This is a genomic window from Paraburkholderia bryophila, from assembly GCF_013409255.1.
Classification (GTDB): Bacteria; Pseudomonadota; Gammaproteobacteria; order Burkholderiales; family Burkholderiaceae; genus Paraburkholderia.
Genome location: NZ_JACCAS010000002.1, coordinates 2631255 through 2648213 on the forward strand (window position 1 = coordinate 2631255; position 16959 = coordinate 2648213).

Sequence of the window (16959 nt, forward strand, 5' to 3'; positions counted from 1 at the left end):
CGCCCCACGCAAAACAGCCTAAGGCCGGTAACGCAACGTATCGACCAATACCGCGAGCGCGCGCGACGACTGTCGGCGGCTCGGGTAGTACAGGTGATAACCGGGGAACGTCGGGCACCAGTCCTTCAGCACCGCTTTCAGCCGCCCCTCGGCGACCTGCGGACGCACCAGTTCCTCGGGCACATACGCAAGACCGCAGCCCGTCAGCGCCGCGTTGAGCATCTGCTGTGTGCCGTTGCACGTCAATTGCCCCTCGACGCGCACCTTCAGTTTGTGCCCGGCCTTTTCGAATTCCCACGCGTACAAACCCCCGTAGGTCGGCAGCCGCAGGTTGATGCAGTTGTGCTCGGTCAGATCCTGCGGCGTCTTCGGCCGCGCGTGCTTCGCGAAGTAGGTGGGCGCGCCGACCACCGCCATGCGCATGTCCGGCGCAATGCGGACCGCGATCATGTCTTTAGCCACCTGGTCGCCGAGACGGATACCCACGTCGTAACGTTGCGCGACGATATCGGTCAGCCCGAAATCCACCACCAGTTCGATCTTGATGTCCGGATAGTCGGGCAGCAGTTGCGCGAGCCTGGGTTGAAGAATCGTGTTCGCCGCATGTTCGTCGGTCGTGATGCGGATCGTGCCGGCCGGTTTGTCGCGCAATTCGCCTAGCGCCGCGAGTTCCTCGTCGATTTCGTCGAAGCGCGGGCCCACCGTGCTCAGCAACCGCTCGCCGGCCGGCGTGGGCGACACGCTGCGCGTTGTACGGGTGAGCAGGCGCAGACCGAGTCGCGTTTCGAGGCCGCGAATCGTGTGGCTCAGCGCCGATTGCGATACGCCGAGCTTGGCCGCCGCTTTGGTGAAGCTGCGCTCGCGGGCGACTGCGATAAAAGCCAGCAGGTCGTTCAGATTGTCGCGTGCCATTCATGAATCTCACTCATGGGTGTTTGCCGATTCTACCGTCTAGTCGCGGGCCGCCGCAGCGCTTAAATTGAAGGCCTGATGCAATCGGACCGACGTGAGGCGTTGCTGGCCCCACGCATCGATGCCGATGCTGCTTTCGAACCGTACCAAATCGAACTGGAGAATCTTGCATGGCGAACGAACCCAACACCGCGCGCAAAGCGTTCGGCGATATCGCCCCCGCGCTGGCGGACTACACCGACAAAGTGCTGTTCGGCGAGGTCTGGCAACGGCCGGGGCTGTCGCCGCGCGATCGCAGTCTCGTCACCGTGGCCGGCCTCGTGGCGATGTATCGCAGCAACGAACTGCCGTTTCATCTCGGCAAGGCACTCGACAACGGCGTGTCGCGCGACGAGCTGATCGAGTTGATCACGCACCTCGCGTTCTATTCGGGGTGGCCGACCGCCAGCACGGCGCTCGGCATCGCGCGACAGGTTTTCGCGGGCCGCGACGCCTGATCGCATGGTCGTCTGATCGCCGCTCGGGTGGATCACTTCACAGCATATCGAGCCATACAGGCGCCAGCCATGGCGTGACAGGAGAGCAAGGAATGGATTACCGGTATCTGGGCCGCAGCGCCCTCAAGGTCTCGCCGTTGTGTCTCGGCGCGATGATGTTCGGCGGCGAGACCGACGAAGCGACGTCGACGCGCATCATCGACAAGGCCTACGATCAGGGCGTCAATTTCATCGACACCGCGGATGTGTATCACGCGGGCCGTTCGGAGGAAATCGTCGGACGGGCTATCGCGCCGCGTCGCGATAACTGGGTGGTGGCCACCAAGTTCGGCTATCCGGGCGGGCAAGGGCCGAACCAACAGGGGCAGTCGCGCAAGTGGATCATGCAGTCCGTCGACGCAAGCCTGAAACGGCTCGGCACCGACTACCTCGACATTCTGTACTTTCACCGCGCGCTGACCGATGCGCCGATGGAAGAGGCCGTGCGCGCGATCGGCGATCTGATCCGTCAAGGCAAGATCCGCTACTTCGGCGTGTCGAATTTCCGTGGCTGGCGTATTGCCGAAATCGTGCGACTCGCCGATCAGCTCGGCATCGACCGACCGGTCGCGAGCGAGCCGTTGTACAACCTCGTGGACCGTACCGCGGAAGTCGAGCAATTGCCCGCCGCGCATCACTACGGTCTGGGCGTCGTGCCGTACAGCCCGCTCGCGCGCGGCGTGCTCAGCGGCAAATACGCGGTGGATACGCCGCCGCCGGCCGACTCGCGCGCGGGTCGCGGCGACAAGCGGATTCAGCAGACCGAGTGGCGTCCCGAGTCGTTGCACATCGCGCGGACGATTGCCGATCACGCGGCGCAACGCGGCACGACCTCGATCGCGTTCGCGCTTGCGTGGGTGCTGAAGAACCAGATGGTCAGCAGCACGATCGCCGGTCCGCGTACCGAAGCGCACTGGGACGGCTACATGGAGGCCCTGAAGCTGCAACTCGGCCCCGACGACGAAGCGCTCGTGAATAGCCTCGTGCCGCCTGGCCATGCGTCGACGCCGGGTTATACGGACCCCGGCTATCCGATCGAAGGACGGCGCGTCGCGTGATCGTATGAGGCGCCTGCAAGAAAGCGGGCGTCTCACACCGACGCCGCGATCGTGTCCCGTAGCCACCGATGCGCGGGATCGCGATGCACGCGCTCGTGCCACAGCATCGCCATCTCGTAGCCCGGCACCTCGACGGGCGGCTCGACCATTCGCAGCGCGCTGTTTTCGCGCACCAGCCGCGCCGGCACCATGCCGACCAGATCGGTGCTCGCGAGCGCCGATACCATGAACAGAAAATGCGGCACGGACAGCACCACGCGGCGCGTGAGGCCGATCTTCGCGAGCGATTCATCGGTGACGCCGAAGAATCCGCCGCCGTCCGGCGACACGATCACCTGCTCCAGTTTGCAGAACTGCGCGAGCGTCGGCCGGCGCTTCAGACGCGGGTGACCGGCGCGGCCCACCAGCACGTAGCGCTCGGCGAACAGCACGCGACGGCGTAAACCGTCGGGCGCGCCTTCGCTGGTATGGAAGCCCAGATCGATTTCTCCCTGTTCCGCTTGCCGCATCAGTCGCGGTGGCACCGCTTCGACGATCGCCAGACGCGTGCCTGGCGCGGCCGCTCTTAACGTGGCCAACGTGGGGAGGATGATGGTCGACTCGGCGTAGTCGGTGGCGGCGATTCGCCAACTGTGAGTTGCTTCGGCCGGATCGAACGGACTGGCCGGCGCGACCGCGCGTTCGAGTGCTTCGAGCGCCTCGCGCAACGGTTCGCGCAACGCTTCGGCACGGGCAGTGGGGCGCATGCCGCGCGGTCCCGGCAGCAACAGCGGGTCGCCGAACAGATCGCGCAATTTCGCGAGATGCACGCTGACCGACGGCTGCGAGAAGTTCAAACGTTCGGCCGCGCGCGTCACGTTGTGCTCGGACAGCAGCACGTCGAGCGTGACCAGCAGGTTCAGATCCAGCCTTCTGAGATTAACCATGGCAATACCTAATATATTGGGAATTCATTTCCAATATACCGGAGCGGGATCTATCGTGGTTTCTTTTAGCCACGAAGGCACGATCATGAACGTTCTAATTGTCTACGCCCACCCGGAACCCAAATCGTTGAATGGGTCGCTGAAGGACTTTTCGGTCAAACGTCTCGAAGAGGCGGGGCACACCGTACAGGTCTCCGATCTCTATGCAATGAACTGGAAAGCACTGCTCGACGCGCACGACAGCGTCGAGCGCCAGGCCGGCGAGCGCTTCGATCCGTCGCGCGAGTCGAAGCATGCGTATGCCAATGGATTGCAGAGCAAAGATATCGAACGCGAGCAGGAGAAGCTGAAGTGGGCGGATGCCGTCATCCTGCAGTTTCCGCTCTGGTGGTTCTCCATGCCGGCCATCCTCAAAGGCTGGGTGGAGCGCGTTTATGCGTACGGTTTCGCGTATGGCGTCGGTGAGCATTCCGACGCGCGCTGGGGCGAACGCTACGGCGAGGGCATGTTCGCCGGCAAACGCGCGATGCTGGTCGTCAGCACCGGTGGATGGGAGTCGCACTACAGTTCGCGCGGCATCAACGGTCCGATGAACGACGTGCTGTTCCCGATTCAGCACGGCATTCTGTATTACCCCGGTTTCGACGTGTTGCCGCCGTTCGTGATTCATCGGACGAGCCGTGTCGACGCAGCGAAATACGCCGAGGTGAGCGACGCGCTTGGGCAGCGTCTGGACGCGCTGTGGACGACCACGCCGATTCCGTTCCGGCCGCAAAACGACGGCGCATATACGATTCCGGATCTCACGTTGCGAGCGGACATTGCGCCGGATCGGGTTGGGTTCGCGGCGCATGTCGAATAGGGCGGCGTAGTGCGATGCAGCATGGGCCTGCTGTCAAAGTCCCAAGCTGACGGGGCCGTAGGGTTGGTTGAAATATGGTTGTAAGTCCTCCTTGCTAGAGTCGGCGACAGAATTTTGCCGCCGGATGCCGGACCGTGCTCTTCGGACACCTCAGGCAACTTCGTTGCATGGGACCAGAGTCAGCGCTAAAGCGCTAACGCTGGTCGACACGAGAGCGACAAACCATGATTCAAGCGCGTACGTTCTGGCTCATTCTGATGCTGCTCGTCACGACCCCCGCATGGGCGTTTCAGTCGAGGGTCGTGACCATTCCGAGCGCCGCTATGCACAAGTCGCTCGAAGCGACGGTGGTGCTGCCGGATCAATACCGGCGCGGCAAAGCGGCCGACCGTTTCCCCGTCGTCTATCTGCTGCACGGCTCGGGCGGCGACTACACCGACTGGACCAGCAATTCCCATATCGGCAAACTCGCCGACCGCTACCATGTGATTCTCGTGATGCCCGACGGCGGCCACGAGAGCTGGTACATCGACAGTCCGGTCGATCCGCGCAGCCGTTACGAAACCTATGTAGGTACTGAAGTAGTCGGCTATATCGACGCGCATTTCCGCACCATCGCAACACGCCAGGCGCGTGCGATTACGGGCCTGAGCATGGGCGGTTTCGGCGCCTTGCATATCGCGCTGGACCGGCCGGACGAATTCGGCGCGGCGGGCAGTATCAGCGGCGCGGTGGATCCGCGCGGCTGCGAGGATGAGCCCGGCATCGACGACGTGTTCGGCGATCCCACCCGGCACGCGGACTTCTGGAACAACGAGGCGATCGTCGCGAATGCGCGGACCTTCGGCAACGCGCATATCGCGCTGACGATCGATTGCGGCGTGAACGACTCGCTCGTGCAATCGAACCGGATGCTGCACGCGCGGCTCGTCGAACTCGGCGTGCCGCACGATTACGCCGAGCGGCCTGGCGGCCATACGTGGACCTATTGGGCTAACGCGGTGCAGTATCAGGTGCTGTTCTTCGCCGGAACGTTCAAACGGAACGGAAGCGCTGCGGGCAGCACCGCGGCCTGATGTCGAACGGTTGCGGCGCCGGCATCGCGCAGGCGCCGCTGAAGCGACTCAAGCGACTCAAACCACTCAATCGATGCCGTGAAACACCGCGTCGTCGGGACCGAGATAAACCGGCGGGCGCCACGCGGCGTCGCGCATGGAATGCTGGACCAGCTTTTCGACGCCCAGCAGCACCGCGAAAATCGCCATCCGTACCGGAATGCCGTTGTCGGTCTGGCGGAAAATCGCCAGCCGCGAATCGTGATTCAAATCCACGCTCAGATCGTTCGCGCCCGGCCGGCTGTCGCGCGGCAGCGGATGCATGATCAGCGTATCGGGGCCGCACACGCTGTCCATCAGCGCCTGGTTGATCTGGAAGTCGGGCGTGTAGCCTTCGAACGATTCGTCGGTGAAGCGCTCTTTCTGAATCCGCGTGGCGTACACCACGTCGGCGCCGCGCAGCCCGGTGCGCAGGTCGCTGGTCTGTTCGATCACGTGGCCGTTGCGCGAAATCTGCTCGGTGATGTAGCTCGGCATTTCCAGCATGGGCGGCGAGATCAGCGTGAACTTGATACCGCGGTACAGCGCCAGCAGTTTGACCAGCGAGTGCACCGTACGCCCGTATTTGAGGTCGCCGACCAGCGCGATATGGGCGCCGTCGACGATCTTGCCCAGCCGCGAAAACTCGCGCTGGATCGTGTAGAGGTCGAGCAGCGCCTGGCTCGGGTGTTCGCCGGGACCGTCGCCGCCGTTGATCACAGGCACGTTGGTGGCTCGCGCGAATTCGGCCACCGAACCTTGCTCCGGATGACGGATCACCAGCGCGTCCACGTAGCCGCTCATCACGCGGCTGGTGTCGTAGATCGACTCGCCCTTCGCCATCGACGAAAACGTGAAGCCGGTGGTGTCGCACACCGAGCCGCCAAGCCGGCAGAAGGCCGCGCCGAAGCTCACGCGGGTCCGCGTGCTGGCCTCGAAGAACAGATTGCCGAGCACCGCGCCTTCCAGTACGCGCGAGATTTTGCGGCGCCGCGCGATGGGTTGCATGATGTCGGCCACCCGAAACAGCGCCTCCACCGAGTCGCGCGAGAACTGATCCACCGACAGCAGCTGCGCCTTGCCCTCGAACAGCATCTGGCTGGCGAGCGACTGTGAATCTACGCTTTGCGTATATTTATCACCCGGCTCGCCGTGCACCACGATTTCCGACACGAAACGCTCGACGATCTCCGGCATGGCGCGCGATTCCTGCGAGTCGTCCGGCAGCAGCCACGTGTCCAGCGCCCGTTTCGACACGCCGATACGGCTGGCGAAGGTATCGCGGGTCATGTTCAGACGACGCATCGCATCGCGGAGAAAGGCTTGCTGCGGGACGCTCATGAGGGCACCTGTCGGGGAAGGGGAGGGTGTGGTTAATGTACGCTGTGCGTATATTAGTTTCCCTGCCGCAGAAGTCAAGCAATTTTGCGATGGGTTTTGCCAAGCCGCGCCGGACGCGGTTACACTGCGCTTCATGCATGCCGCCCTAACGCTCCGACCCTGTTCGTCGACCGCCGCTCCGTTCGCTTTTGCGAGCGCCGCCGGTGCACGTGCGCGTCGCTTGAGCCGTCGGGCGGTTCGCGCGTCGGGCCGTATTCCGGCCGTTAGCGCCAAAGCCAAAAAACAGCCGCTCATCTGACCGGAGCACGCTGTTCCGTCGTCAGATGTGCGACGGAACAGCGGTCAAGCCTCCCCGGCATCTCCCTGTTTTTCCTCCTTCGCACCGCTGCACGGAATCGATACGGTCGTCATCGAGGTAAAAACATGTCTATTTTTTCGGGTATCTGGGTTCCGCTGATCACACCGTTCGCCGACGGCGCGGTCGATCACGCCGCTTTGCGCGCGCTGGTGCGCCGTTATGCCGACGCCGGCGTCGCCGGATTGTGCGCGCTCGGCACGACCGGCGAACCGGCCACGCTCGACGCCGCGGAGCAGGACGCCGTGCTGGCGACGATTCTCGACGAGGCGCGAGCGCACGCGCACGCCTCTGCGCAGCCTCAACCGCTCCCCGTGCTGGTCGGCGTATCAGGCAATTACACCGCCAGCATGCTCGAGCGCATCGAGCAACTGAACCCGCTGCCAATCGCCGGGGTGCTGATGGCCGCGCCGTATTACATCCGGCCGTCGCAGGCGGGCATCGTCGGGCATTTCACCGCGTTGGCCGATGCAAGCGAAAAGCCGGTCGTGCTGTACGACATTCCGTATCGCACCGGTGTGCGGCTCGAACTGGACACGCTGCTGACGCTCGCGGCGCATCCGCGGATTCAGGCCGTGAAGGATTGCGCGGGTTCGCTCGACATCACGCTCACGCTGATTCGCGACGGCCGTCTGCAGGTGCTTACCGGCGAAGACATGCAGATCTTCAACACCTTGTGTCTGGGTGGCAGCGGGGCGATCGCGGCGTCCGCGCATGTGCGCCCGGAGCGCTTCGTCGCGCTGTACGACGCGTTGGCGGCGGGCCACCTCGCGGAAGGCCGGCGGATGTTTCACGCGCTCGCGCCGTTGATCCAGGCGCTGTTCGTCGAACCGAATCCGGCGCCGGTGAAGGCGCTGCTAGCCGCGCAGGGATGGATCCGCGACGAACTGCGCATGCCGATGACGCGCGCCGGCGCAGCGCTGACCGAGCGGCTCAGGGCGCTTGATGCGGAACTGGACGCGGAACTGGATGCGGAACGGGCGGTTTAAATCGTCCCCGGCAGCGACTGCCGTTGCGTCGACCCGTCATGACCCAGCGCCTCGCCGCGGGCGCCGTGCGACTCACGTTCGGCGCGCGCCAGCCGGGCGTGGGCGAGACGGTCGATGGCGCCGCGGTCGAGCGTGGCGAGCATGTCCCGCTCGACCACCAGCAGTTTGAACGCCAGCACGATCAGGCCAGCCGCGAGCAGCAGGTCACCCGCAAACACGACCGCGTACAACGCCGACGTGCTTTGCGGATTGCCGAGCAGCAGCGACAGGTTGGCGCGATCGAGCAGCACGAGCGTGAGCGGCACGATCGCGTTGAGCATCGCGATCACGCTGCCGATCACCACGATCAGCCGCGCCGGCCCGAGATCCGGGCGACGGCGGCGGCACACTTCATACAGCGTCGCGGCGCGGCAGGGCAGGAAAAACAGCGTGAGCAGCAAGGCGCGCAGCACCAGCGGTGCCTTGAACTGCAACGCGCTGCCGTATAGCACGCAGAACACGGCCGAAATGACGAGGCCGGTGCGCCAGAACGCGGCGCTGCCGAACAGGTCGCGCGTGCCGGCCCAGATCAGCAGTCGGCTTTGCAGCGCGAGCGTCGCGGTGGCGACCAGCAGCAGATCGCTACGCCACGTGAGATGCAACGCGAAGCACGCCGACGACACGGCGAGCAGATAGAAACCGATGGCCCAGAAGCGGAACGCGCCGACCCGCGAGAACATGCGTGACAAAGCGGTTGTGATGAGAGCGCAGCACAGGAACGTGATCAACCACAGCGAGGTGAACGTCGCTACATCGAATTTCATGAAATCTCCAGCACCTGAGTTGCTTGTTGTTCTTGATTCGTGGAACGACGGTTCAGCACCAGCCGCGACGCAACGCAACGTATTTCAGAAGAGTGACAGGCTCATGCAGCCACCATCCGGTTCTTGAGCAGATCGCCGAAGTCGTCGGCGCTGAGCGGTTTGCCGAGCAGGAAGCCTTGCATCTCGTCGCACATCATCGCCTTGAGCATGTCCAGTTGCGATTCGGTTTCGACGCCTTCGGCCACCACGTCCATTTCCAGCGAATGCGCGAGCGCGATGATCGCCGACACGATCGCACTGCCTTCCGGGCCGTGTTCGTCGAGCCCGTTGGTGAAGAAACGGTCGATTTTCAACTGCTTGACGCGAAAGCGCTGCAGATAGGCGAGGCTGGAATAGCCGGTGCCGAAATCGTCGATCGCGATCTCGAAGCCGCTCGCCTGGAATTCACGGATCATTTCGATGGTTTTGGGCGCGTCCTGCATGGCTACCGTTTCGGTGATCTCGAACATGATCTGATCGCAGGCCACGCCTTCGGCGTCGACGATCTCGAGGATGCTGGCCACCAGATTCGGCTGCATCAACTGGCGCGGCGACAGGTTGATCGCCACTTTCATCGACGGCAGACCTTGCGCGACCCACACGCCAATCTGCCGGCAAGCCTCACGCACGACCCAGTAGCCGATCTGCACGATCTGGCCCGAGCGCTCGGCGATCGGAATGAATTCGAGCGGCGCCAGCGAGCCGAGTTGCGGATGATTCAGGCGGATCAGCGCTTCGGCGCCGACCAGCGCGTCGCTGCCGCCGTGAAACTTCGGCTGGAAGTGCAGCGAGAAATGGCCGGCGGCGAGCGCGTCGTGCAACGCATTCTGGATTTGCAGCGTGCGCGTGACGGCTTCGTTCATGCTCTGTTCGAAGAAGCGATAGGTGCTGCGGCCCGCGCGCTTGGCTTCGTACATGGCGGCGTCCGCGTGCTTGAGCAGTTCGTCGACCGTATCGCCGTCGTACGGATAAAGCGCAATGCCGATGCTCGGCATCACCTGCAGCGGCTGCGAGTCGGCCCAGGCGCCGTTGCGCATCCGTTCGAGCACGCCCTCAGCGAGCGTGCCGGCGTCTTCTCGCGAACTCAGGTTCTCGGACAGCACCACGAATTCATCGCCGCCCAGCCGGGCCACGGTGTCGCTCGAACGCACGCATTGCAGCAGGCGTTGCGCGAAGGCGGTCAGCACCTGGTCGCCAGCCGAGTGGCCGAGTGAATCGTTGATCGTCTTGAAACCGTCGAGGTCCATGAACAGGATCGCGAACACCATGCGCTGCCGGCGCGAGTTCAGAATCGCGCGCTCGATGCAGTCGGTCAGCGTGCTGCGGTTCGGCAGGCCGGTCAGTGTGTCGATCGTGGCGAGCCGCACGATCTGGCCGTTCAGATTCGACACCGCGCCGACCAGGAAGGTGGTGCGCGCGTCGAAACGCGACAGGATCAGCGTGACGATCAGAATCGCGAAGGTAAGCAGAATCACCGAACTGGCAAGCCACGGCGCGTTCAAGCCGTTGGTCGCGCCGCACACGGCGCCCAGCGGGATCTCGGCGGCGGCCATGCCGGCGTAGTGCATGCCGCTGATCGCGACGCCCATCACGAGCGCCGCGCCCAGCCGCTTGAACACCACATGGCCGGCGTTTTCGTTGCTGAGTGCGCGCGCCATCCACAGCGCGGCGGTCGAGGCGCCGACCGCGATCGCGAGCGAGCCCGCGAACCAGGCCGGCTGGTAGTCGATGCCCGGCGCCATCTGCATGGCGGCCATGCCGGTGTAATGCATGCCCGCGATGCCGCAGCCCATCAGCACGCCGCCGGCCAGCAGGCGCGCTGCGGTGAGCCGTTCGAGAGTGGTGACGTAGAGCGCCAGATACGACGCGCCGATCGCCAGACCGAGCGAACACGCGGTGGTGGCCAGATCGTAGCCGAGCGGAATGGGCAGCGAGAACGCGAGCATGGCGACGAAGTGCATCGACCAGATGCCGACGCCGAGCGCCGCGGCGCCGCCCAGGCGCCACGCGTGCCGCAGACGTGCCGACGCCAGCAGGAAAATGCGGCCGGTCAGATCGAGCGCCGTGTACGACGCTAAAGTCGCGACGACGAACGAAATGCCGACCAGCCAAAAATTGTATGAGCTCTGCATGTTAAGTCCAACCGCTGAGAAGGAAGCGGCTGAACTTGTTATCGACAGTTCGGGGCATTTATTTAATTGATTTTCAATATGTTAGGCATTGGTTTCGACTACTGCGGCGTTGCCGCACGTTGCGATGAGCCGGCCGACCGCCTGAGCCCGATCGTAGCGATGGCGCGATGTTGCCGGAAGTTGTCGATATGGCCACTGTCGTGGAAGGGTGTCGGGCTCGATAATCGGTTCCACCAACCCACTCGAGGAGCCTGAAGATGTCGTCCGTATCCGCCGTTCCCGCCGCCGAGAGCGCCGCCGCACTTGCTCATTACAACGCGTCGCTGGCTTTTGAAACCGACTGTAGCGATGTTCATGCCACCTTCGCACGCGACCCGCATACGGTCGACTTCGTACTGCTCGACGTTCGCGGCCCGGCCTTATTCGCACGCGGCCATGTGCCGGGTGCCGTGAATTTGCCGCATGGCAAGATCGTCGCGTCGAAGCTCGCCGGTTACCCGGTCGACACGCTATTCGTCACCTACTGCGCGGGCCCGCATTGCAACGGTGCAACCCGTGGCGCTATTCGGCTGGCGGAATTGGGACGGCCCGTGAAGGTCATGATCGGCGGTGTGACCGGCTGGCTCGACGAGGGCTTTGAGCTAACGGTCGTCGAACCCGACTGAGGGCATCGCAGGTTCCGGCGCGTGACCGCGGCCGCGCCGAAGTGCCGAAGTGCCGACGCGGCGCGTTAGCGGTCGGCGGTTTCCGTGCGCGAAGCCACGACGAAATTCGGTGACCGCTAGCTGTCAATTCCCCGTGCCCTGTGGCCCAAGTGTGTCTGTTTGCTGCCGGCAAAGCTTGCCAGAATGAGTCTTCATTCAAACAGGAAGCGCCGTGCCGACGCGGCCAGAACTTTTAATATGAAGCTGCCGATCCACCAGATAGATGCTTTCACCAGCGAAGTGTTCAAGGGCAACTACGCCGCGGTCGTTCCGCTCGATAGCTGGTTGCCGGTGCCCCTGATGCAGGCCATTGCGTCGGAAAACAACCTTTCCGAAACGGCCTTCCTCACCCCCAACACGAGTGGCGGATTCGATATCCGATGGTTCTCGCCGATCACGGAGATTGCTTTTTGCGGCCATGCGACGCTCGCCAGCGCGTTCGTGCTGTTCAAGCGCTTCCCCGAGCGCGAGCAGATCGAATTGCACGCCGCGGCCCTTGGCGCGTTCACCGTGCGCCGTGGTCCGCGAGACCTGATCGAAATGGATTTTCCGCAGCGCGGGGTTGAACCAGTCACGGCGATCCCAGACGAACTCGTGCGGGGTCTTTCCATTCGGCCCGCGGAAGTTTTCGTCACCCAGCAGGCTTTCATCGCGCTCTACGACACGGAGCATGACGTCCGCGCCGTGGTGCCCGATCTCGAACTGATCGCGCGACTTGCGCCGCGCGACGTCGTGGTCACCGCGCGCGGCGATCAGCACGATTTCGTCTCGCGCTATTTCTGGCCGGCAAACGGCGGGAAAGAAGATCCGGTCACCGGTTCGATTCACGCCGCGCTCGCGCCGCTGTGGTCGGATCGCCTTGGCAAGGCGAAGCTGGTCGCGCTGCAGGCGTCTCGACGCACCGGTGTCCTGCATTGCGAGGTCGATGGCGAGCGGGTTCGCGTGTCCGGTCATGCGGTGCAGTATCTCGAAGGCACTATCGAGGTCCCCGGCGTGTGATCGCCCCGGTAGGGAGGCGGACTGCGCGTCGCCGACGAGTCTATTGCCAATGAACTGGTCTGCGTCGCCAGGGCCGGATTGGATGATCTGGCCAAAGCGTCTTTGACGCTTGAAGCGAAAACGCTATCGGGAGTTCTTCATGCAAAACGTTCATGCGGGTAACGCGGCCATTCCGTCCATCGGCTTCTGCACTTACGGAATGACGGCGGCCGATATCCACCGGATGATTCCTGCTGCGCTCGGTGCCGGTTTCCGTCATATCGACACGACGCAGATCTACCGTAACGAGGGCGAAAGCCACGCGGCCCATTGGCAACCACCGTCGACTCTCACAGCACCATGCACTGGACCGTGCACGCGTCGGTGGTCGGGACCGGTGTCACCACCGACCGAACCACCGCGCGGCTCGCCGCGGGGGGGGGCGACACATTCCCAGGCAATCGAAACCTTGACGGTGCGATTTCATCGACGTCGACACCGGTCTTGCAGACGCCGAACGCAAGGCGCAAGCAAAGCTCGGGAACTTCAACGCGTTTTACAGGCGTAGTCTCGCCTGGAGGAACCTATCGTGAAGGTGAAGCCGCGGCGAAGTACATGACACAGGCTAGTGCGCATGCGGCGAATGAGGAGTCGAGCCCGTTCCGTCTAGCGAGTGAGGGGATGCCGGACACGGGAAGCGCCCCTCCGAGGAACCTCTCGGGTATTCTCCGAAGCGTGCCCGCGACCCTACACGATCGTACGACGGCCTCGCCAATCTCTGCCGCCGTTCTCCCCGCGTCGACAGGCACATCGCTCTCGGCGCGCGCAACAAGATCATCCACTCGTGCCAAGGCGACAAGCGCGTCACCCGCCGCCATTGCCGGCAATGAAACGTCGACCCCTGTCAAAAAAGCCACGCCGACCGGCGGATCCACGGCACCGGACACGCCACCCATGACGATTAGCCCGATGCGCCTTAGGCCTCGGCCTTCAGCCCCACCCGCTGGCGGTTCGTCATCGAGTGCGCGGAGCGCAAAGGTGCCGGCGTCAAACGTTGAGAAAAAAGCGTCGACCGGATCCACCACCCAGAGGAAGTGAACGCGGCGGGACAAGTAGCCGCTTCGTCCGGATGCTCCGCTGTCTGTCTCCGGTAACATCGCGCCATGCACAATCATCTCGTCGTCGCGCTGGCTTACGACCGGCTCTGCACCTTCGAATTCGGCTGCGTGACCGAGCTGTTCGCGCTCGAACGTCCCGAACTCGAGGTGGACTGGTATCGCTTCGCCGTCTGCGCCATTGAACCCGGTCCGATTCGCGCGGCCGGCGGCATCACCGTCGCCGCGCCGTACACGCCGAGGCTGCTGGCGCGTGCCGACACCATCGTCATTCCCGGCTGGCGCGATGCGGACGAAGTGCCGCCCGAAGCGCTGCTCAAGAAGATCCGCGCGGCCTACCAACGCGGCGCGCGGCTCTGCTCGATCTGTTCCGGCGTGTTCGTGCTGGCGGCGGCCGGCGTACTCGACGGCAAATCCGTGACGACCCACTGGCGCTACGCCGCGAAATTGCAGCAGCGCTATCCGCAACTGACAGTGCAGCCGGACGCGCTGTATGTGGACGAAGGGCAGATCATCACGTCGGCGGGCTCGGCGGCGGGGCTCGACATGCTGCTGCATCTGGTGCGGCGCGATCACGGCAGCGCGATCGCCAATCGGGTCGCGCAGCGGCTCGTGGTGCCGCCGCATCGCGAGGGCGGTCAGGCGCAGTTCGTCCCGCGCCCCATGCCTCAGGACGAAAGCGGGCGGCTCGCCAAACTGATGGACTGGGTTCGCGCTCACCCTGCGTTGCCGCACACCTTGCGCTCGCTGGCCGAACGCGCGGCAATGAGCCCGCGCACCTTGCAGCGCCAGTTTCACGACGCCACCGGCATGGCGCCTTACGCGTGGCTGGTGCGCGAGCGCGTGGCGATTGCCCGCGAGCTGCTCGAAGCGCCTGGGCCGTTGCCGATGCCGCGCATCGCGGCACTGGCGGGTTTCGGTTCCGAGGAATCGTTGCGCCGGCATTTCCGGCGGATCGCGTTGACGAGCCCGGGCGCGTATCGCAAGAAGTTCGGCGCGTCCGGCTTAAGCACGGATTAGCACAAACCCGCGCCGCGCGAGACTATCCGCAACGGGTTCGCACAATCGCCGTTTTTCTGTCAGCATCACGGCCAGCGTCTGTGTTGGCCGCAGCATCAACGTACTGCATGTGCCACGCATAGATCTCAGCGAAACAGATTCTCGAAACGCGTTGTTCGAACAGCGTCATGGCCACCGTCCCGCCACTTCCAATGAACGTCAAAACTGTCTTCGCCACTGCTGTCGTCGTCACCTGGGGTGCGTGCGCCGCGCTCGCGTCCGGCTTCGTCGCGGCTCAGACGCCGCGCGGCGACTCGCGCGCTGAACTGTATCGCCGCAACCTGCTGTCGGGTAAAGACGTGCCGTGCCGGACCAACGCGTCCTGCGCGGCGCTGGGTGTCGTCGCGCTCGATGCGGGCCGCATCAAAGAGGCTCAAACCCTGGTCGCGATGGAAGGCGCGCTCGCCGAGGCCACCGCGATGCAGGCCGACGAAGAGAACTCGCCGAAAGCCAGCAGTTCGGCGCGCGCCCGCATTGCCATGGCGTATGTGCATCAGGGCGACGTGCAACTGAAGCTGGGCGAACTGCCCGACGCGCGCGCCTCGTACCGCACCGCGGTGAGCCGCGGCGACGACTATCCGGGCGATGCGCTGCTGGGCCGCGCCGTGGCGGCCGCGCGCGAACGCCTCGAAGCGATCGCCGGCAAGGCGGTCGTGCACGGCGTGCCGCCGGAAGGCGCGCGCTTTATCCACTACGTGACCTTCGACGCGTGGAACAGCATTGCGCTGAAGCCGGTGAAAGGGCGGCACGGCGTCTATCGGATCGATGGCGATTTCATGCATCCTAGCGTCAGCGAAGACGGTCAACCGAGCGCGAGCACCGGCAATCTGTCGGCCTACGTGCGCTTCTACGACGGCGTGGCGCGCGTGCCGGTGAGCGAGGCCGGCGGCGACGCGCCGCTGGAGGCCACCGCGAAGATCGCCAACCTCGCACCGTACGACAAGCACGACGACAAGCACGACGACAAATGCCTGCTCGAGTTCAGGCTCTCCGCGCCGGAAACGCTCGACGTGCTCACGCATGGTTCGGTGCTGGAGTGCGGCTTCGGCGTCAACGTGAGCGCCGACGGCCGCTACTATCTGACGACCGGTTCCTGAGCGGCGGCGGGCCACGGCGGCCCGCACGGCGACATTCGTCGTGCGCGTCTTCCACGCGGGCGTGGCGGCGCTTATCATGCAGCGGTGGCACAGGTTTCATGGCTGTCAGAAAGCGTTCCCCGATCAACCGCTCAGAGAAAAACGCTCGCCCATGCAAAGCATCCTCGACTATCCCGCGCTCGTGTTCATCGTGTCCTTTGTCCTCATGTGGCTGGCGGCGCGCATCGGCGCGGCGCTGCTGCGGCGCTTCAGGAGAATCGAGGACGACGCCCGCGAAGACTTCAGCGTGATTCAGGCCGCGACGCTCACGCTGCTGGCGTTGATCATCGGCTTTACGTTTTCGATGGCGGTGGGGCGCTATGACCAGCGCAAGAACTACGAGGAAGAAGAGGCGAACGCGATCGGCACCGAATACGTTCGCGCCGATCTGCTGCCCGCGGCCGACGGGGCCATCATGCGCGGCTTGCTGAAAGCTTATCTCGACGAGCGCGTGCTGTACTACACCACGCGCGACAGCCAGGAACTCGCCAAGGTCAACCGCGAAACCGAGCGCTTGCAGAACGCCATGTGGGCGGTCGTGAAGAACGCCGCCGTCGCGCAACCCACGCCGGTCGCCGCGTTGACCGTCGCCGGTATGAACGACGTGCTGAACACTCAGGGCTACACGCAGGCTGCGTGGTGGAACCGCATACCGTATGCCGCGTGGGCGCTGATGACCCTGATGGCGGTGTGCGCGAACGTGCTGGTCGGCTACGGCGCGCGTGCGTTGAAGTCGGGCGCCGGCTTGCTGCTGATCGTGCCGCTGGTGGTGTCGTTGTCGTTCACGCTGATCGCGGATATCGACAGTCCGCGCGGCGGCGTGATTCGCGTGAAGCCTCTCAATCTTCATGCGCTGGCGGATTCGTTCCGCGCGCCTTGAACGCGCCCCGACGCGGCGGTGTCGAGCCGCTTCGGGGCGC

At 64.3% G+C, this 16959-nt stretch carries 15 protein-coding genes; 10 read left to right on the forward strand and 5 right to left on the reverse strand.

Annotated elements, in window-relative coordinates:
• Positions 1 to 18 precede the first annotated feature (18 nt).
• Complete coding sequence (locus tag GGD40_RS32760) at positions 19 to 912, reverse strand: LysR family transcriptional regulator (protein WP_179746425.1); 894 nt, start codon at positions 910 to 912, stop codon at positions 19 to 21.
• Positions 913 to 1082: 170 nt separating this feature from the next.
• Here GGD40_RS32760 and GGD40_RS32765 point away from each other — a divergent pair, with 170 nt between their 5' ends.
• Together GGD40_RS32765 and GGD40_RS32770 are read left to right on the forward strand one after the other, a co-directional pair.
• Positions 1083 to 1409: a carboxymuconolactone decarboxylase family protein gene (locus GGD40_RS32765; RefSeq protein ID WP_179709926.1), complete on the forward strand. Its 327-nt coding sequence runs from the start codon at positions 1083 to 1085 to the stop codon at positions 1407 to 1409.
• A gap of 92 nt (positions 1410 to 1501) precedes the next feature.
• Positions 1502 to 2506 (forward strand): aldo/keto reductase, encoded by a 1005-nt coding sequence (locus tag GGD40_RS32770; RefSeq protein ID WP_179746427.1) that lies wholly within the window; start codon positions 1502 to 1504, stop codon positions 2504 to 2506.
• Between the two features lie 32 nt (positions 2507 to 2538).
• Here GGD40_RS32770 and GGD40_RS32775 read toward each other — a convergent pair whose 3' ends face one another.
• Entirely contained in the window at positions 2539 to 3432 is an 894-nt protein-coding gene (locus GGD40_RS32775) for a LysR family transcriptional regulator (protein ID WP_179746429.1), read from the reverse strand.
• A gap of 85 nt (positions 3433 to 3517) precedes the next feature.
• On the opposite strand from GGD40_RS32775, the gene GGD40_RS32780 reads away from it, so the two are divergent.
• Together GGD40_RS32780 and GGD40_RS32785 are read left to right on the forward strand one after the other, a co-directional pair.
• A complete protein-coding gene (locus GGD40_RS32780; protein WP_179746431.1) occupies positions 3518 to 4294 on the forward strand; it encodes an NAD(P)H-dependent oxidoreductase in 777 nt (258 codons plus the stop codon).
• Between the two features lie 224 nt (positions 4295 to 4518).
• A complete protein-coding gene (locus GGD40_RS32785) occupies positions 4519 to 5370 on the forward strand; it encodes an alpha/beta hydrolase (protein ID WP_179709920.1) in 852 nt (283 codons plus the stop codon).
• A 66-nt stretch (positions 5371 to 5436) separates the two neighbouring features.
• On the opposite strand, the gene GGD40_RS32790 is transcribed toward GGD40_RS32785, so the two are convergent.
• Positions 5437 to 6729 (reverse strand): aspartate carbamoyltransferase, encoded by a 1293-nt coding sequence (locus GGD40_RS32790; RefSeq protein WP_179746432.1) that lies wholly within the window; start codon positions 6727 to 6729, stop codon positions 5437 to 5439.
• A 423-nt stretch (positions 6730 to 7152) separates the two neighbouring features.
• On the opposite strand from GGD40_RS32790, the gene dapA reads away from it, so the two are divergent.
• Complete coding sequence (dapA, locus tag GGD40_RS32795) at positions 7153 to 8073, forward strand: 4-hydroxy-tetrahydrodipicolinate synthase (protein ID WP_179746434.1); 921 nt, start codon at positions 7153 to 7155, stop codon at positions 8071 to 8073.
• Here the strand turns inward: dapA and GGD40_RS32800 are convergent.
• On the reverse strand, positions 8070 to 8876 hold the full coding sequence (locus tag GGD40_RS32800) for a hypothetical protein (protein ID WP_179746436.1): 807 nt from the start codon (positions 8874 to 8876) through the stop codon (positions 8070 to 8072). The two genes, dapA and GGD40_RS32800, sit on opposite strands and share 4 nt — an antisense overlap.
• 101 nt (positions 8877 to 8977) lie before the next feature.
• Positions 8978 to 11047 carry a putative bifunctional diguanylate cyclase/phosphodiesterase gene (locus GGD40_RS32805; protein ID WP_179746438.1) on the reverse strand — a complete coding sequence of 690 codons (2070 nt, stop codon included), beginning with the start codon at positions 11045 to 11047 and terminating at the stop codon, positions 8978 to 8980.
• A gap of 257 nt (positions 11048 to 11304) precedes the next feature.
• On the opposite strand from GGD40_RS32805, the gene GGD40_RS32810 reads away from it, so the two are divergent.
• From GGD40_RS32810 to GGD40_RS32830, 5 genes are all read left to right on the forward strand, one after another.
• Complete coding sequence (locus GGD40_RS32810; protein ID WP_179709910.1) at positions 11305 to 11712, forward strand: rhodanese-like domain-containing protein; 408 nt, start codon at positions 11305 to 11307, stop codon at positions 11710 to 11712.
• 237 nt (positions 11713 to 11949) lie between these two features.
• Positions 11950 to 12750 (forward strand): PhzF family phenazine biosynthesis protein, encoded by an 801-nt coding sequence (locus tag GGD40_RS32815; protein ID WP_179713880.1) that lies wholly within the window; start codon positions 11950 to 11952, stop codon positions 12748 to 12750.
• Positions 12751 to 13892: 1142 nt separating this feature from the next.
• Positions 13893 to 14864 carry a transcriptional regulator FtrA gene (gene ftrA / locus GGD40_RS32820; protein ID WP_179746440.1) on the forward strand — a complete coding sequence of 324 codons (972 nt, stop codon included), beginning with the start codon at positions 13893 to 13895 and terminating at the stop codon, positions 14862 to 14864.
• A gap of 191 nt (positions 14865 to 15055) precedes the next feature.
• A complete protein-coding gene (locus GGD40_RS32825) occupies positions 15056 to 16000 on the forward strand; it encodes a hypothetical protein (protein ID WP_179746442.1) in 945 nt (314 codons plus the stop codon).
• A gap of 151 nt (positions 16001 to 16151) precedes the next feature.
• Positions 16152 to 16919, forward strand: coding sequence for a bestrophin-like domain (locus GGD40_RS32830; RefSeq protein ID WP_179746444.1), 768 nt, complete (start codon positions 16152 to 16154; stop codon positions 16917 to 16919).
• Positions 16920 to 16959 lie beyond the last annotated feature (40 nt).

Coding starts and splice junctions, on each gene's coding strand:
- GGD40_RS32760 (WP_179746425.1), bottom strand. CDS start 912: ATGGCACGCGACAATCTGAACGACCTGCTGGCTTTTATCGCAGTCGCC.
- GGD40_RS32765 (WP_179709926.1), top strand. CDS start 1,083: ATGGCGAACGAACCCAACACCGCGCGCAAAGCGTTCGGCGATATCGCC.
- GGD40_RS32770 (WP_179746427.1), top strand. CDS start 1,502: ATGGATTACCGGTATCTGGGCCGCAGCGCCCTCAAGGTCTCGCCGTTG.
- GGD40_RS32775 (WP_179746429.1), bottom strand. CDS start 3,432: ATGGTTAATCTCAGAAGGCTGGATCTGAACCTGCTGGTCACGCTCGAC.
- GGD40_RS32780 (WP_179746431.1), top strand. CDS start 3,518: ATGAACGTTCTAATTGTCTACGCCCACCCGGAACCCAAATCGTTGAAT.
- GGD40_RS32785 (WP_179709920.1), top strand. CDS start 4,519: ATGATTCAAGCGCGTACGTTCTGGCTCATTCTGATGCTGCTCGTCACG.
- GGD40_RS32790 (WP_179746432.1), bottom strand. CDS start 6,729: ATGAGCGTCCCGCAGCAAGCCTTTCTCCGCGATGCGATGCGTCGTCTG.
- dapA (WP_179746434.1), top strand. CDS start 7,153: ATGTCTATTTTTTCGGGTATCTGGGTTCCGCTGATCACACCGTTCGCC.
- GGD40_RS32800 (WP_179746436.1), bottom strand. CDS start 8,876: ATGAAATTCGATGTAGCGACGTTCACCTCGCTGTGGTTGATCACGTTC.
- GGD40_RS32805 (WP_179746438.1), bottom strand. CDS start 11,047: ATGCAGAGCTCATACAATTTTTGGCTGGTCGGCATTTCGTTCGTCGTC.
- GGD40_RS32810 (WP_179709910.1), top strand. CDS start 11,305: ATGTCGTCCGTATCCGCCGTTCCCGCCGCCGAGAGCGCCGCCGCACTT.
- GGD40_RS32815 (WP_179713880.1), top strand. CDS start 11,950: ATGAAGCTGCCGATCCACCAGATAGATGCTTTCACCAGCGAAGTGTTC.
- ftrA (WP_179746440.1), top strand. CDS start 13,893: ATGCACAATCATCTCGTCGTCGCGCTGGCTTACGACCGGCTCTGCACC.
- GGD40_RS32825 (WP_179746442.1), top strand. CDS start 15,056: ATGAACGTCAAAACTGTCTTCGCCACTGCTGTCGTCGTCACCTGGGGT.
- GGD40_RS32830 (WP_179746444.1), top strand. CDS start 16,152: ATGCAAAGCATCCTCGACTATCCCGCGCTCGTGTTCATCGTGTCCTTT.